Genomic DNA, 1,749 nt, shown 5'->3' with positions numbered 1-1,749 from the left:
ATCCGGAACTCTGCATGCAAGGATGGTAAGCGATCACACGTAAAAGCGGCATAAAAATGCGCGACGTTTACAAGGCGTTTACAGCGGCAGGACGAGCATTTACGACAATTTTCAAGGCGCCGGCCTATCGTGACATCCTGGTCCACCACCCCCATGCACCCATGGCTTCCACACTCGCACAACTCCGCACCGCCCTGCTCGGCCGGCCCCTCGACCCGCTGCGCCAGGATACCCGCCATTCGCTGACGCTCGCCGCCTTCCTCGCCTGGGTCGGCCTCGGCGCCGACGGCCTCTCCTCCTCGGCCTACGGTCCCGAGGAAGCGTTCAAGGCGCTGGGCGGCCACGCCCACTTCGGCCTGTACCTCGCCCTGGCGACGGCGGCCACCGTCTTCGTCATCGCATTCGCCTACAATCAGGTGATCGAACTGTTCCCCACCGGCGGCGGCGGCTACCGCATCGCCACCGTCCTGCTCGGGCAGCACGCCGGCCTCGTCTCCGGCGCCGCCCTCGTGGTCGACTACGTGCTGACGGTCGCCATCTCGATCGCGAGCGGCGTCGACGCCCTGTTCTCGCTGCTGCCGCTCGGCTTCCAGGCCTGGAAACTGGGCACGGAGCTGGGGCTCGTCGTCATGCTGCTGTGGCTGAACCTGCGCGGCATGAAGGAATCGATCCGCGTGCTGCTGCCGATCTTCCTCGGCTTCGTCGCCACGCACGTCCTGCTGATCGTGTACGGCGTGGCCGTCAAGGGCGGCGCGATTCCCGCGCTGCTGCCCGACACCGTGCGCGAGACGACGGGCCTCGCCGGCCAGACGTCGTGGATCTTCACGCTCGCACTGCTCCTGAAGGCCTATTCGCTGGGCGGCGGTACCTATACGGGCATCGAAGCCGTGTCGAACAACGTGAACTCGCTGGCCGAGCCGCGCGTACGCACGGGCCGCATGACGATGCTGTACATGGCCTGCAGCCTGGCCTTCACGGCCGGCGGCATCATCCTGCTGTACCTGTTGTGGAACGCTACGCCGCAGGACGGCCAGACGCTGAACGCGGTCGCCTTCCGTGCGATCCTGCAGCACGCCGGCCTCGATGGCACGGTGCTGGGGGTCGTGCTCGCCATCACGCTCGCCTGCGAGGCCGGCCTGCTGCTCGTCGCCGCCAACACCGGCTTCCTGGGCGGTCCTTCCGTGCTGGCCAACATGGCGCAGGATTCGTGGGTGCCGCACCAGTTCCGTTATCTGTCCAGCCGCCTCGTCACGCAGAACGGCGTGCTGCTGATGGGCATGGCGGCGGCCCTCGTGCTGCTCGCGAGCGGCGGGCGCGTGGACCTGCTCGTCGTCCTGTACAGCATCAATGTGTTCCTGACGTTCAGCCTGTCGCTGCTGGGCCTGTCCCGCTACTGGCTGCGCCACCGCGGCGACGCGGGCTGGCTGCGCCGCCTGATGCTGTCGCTGTGCGGCTTCGCCGTGACGGCCAGCATCCTCGTCGTCACCATCGTGGAAAAGTTCATGGAAGGCGGCTGGGTCACCATCCTGCTCACAGGCCTCGTCGTGGCCCTGTGCCTCGCCGTGCGCCGCCACTACACGGATACGCGTGCCCGCATCGCCGACGTCGACCGCGTGTTCGCCGCCCAGCCTGCGGGCCCGTGCACCGATACCCCGGAACCGCAGCCGGACGCTCCGACGGCGGTGTTCATCGTCGGCAGTTCGCGCGGCGGCGGTCTGCACGCGCTGCTGTGGGTGCAGCGCATGTTCC

At 67.8% G+C, this 1,749-nt stretch carries 1 protein-coding gene; it reads left to right on the top strand.

Going from position 1 to position 1,749, the window contains the following annotated elements; genetic code table 11:
• Positions 1-161 precede the first annotated feature (161 nt).
• On the top strand, positions 162-1,749 hold a 1,588-nt coding region (locus tag AC1DYX_RS30860), incomplete at its 3' end, for an APC family permease (protein ID WP_477265993.1).

The sequence above is a fragment of the Massilia sp. P2_C2 genome, assembly GCF_056404615.1.
This window is presented reverse-complemented; position numbering and strand designations above follow the sequence as displayed.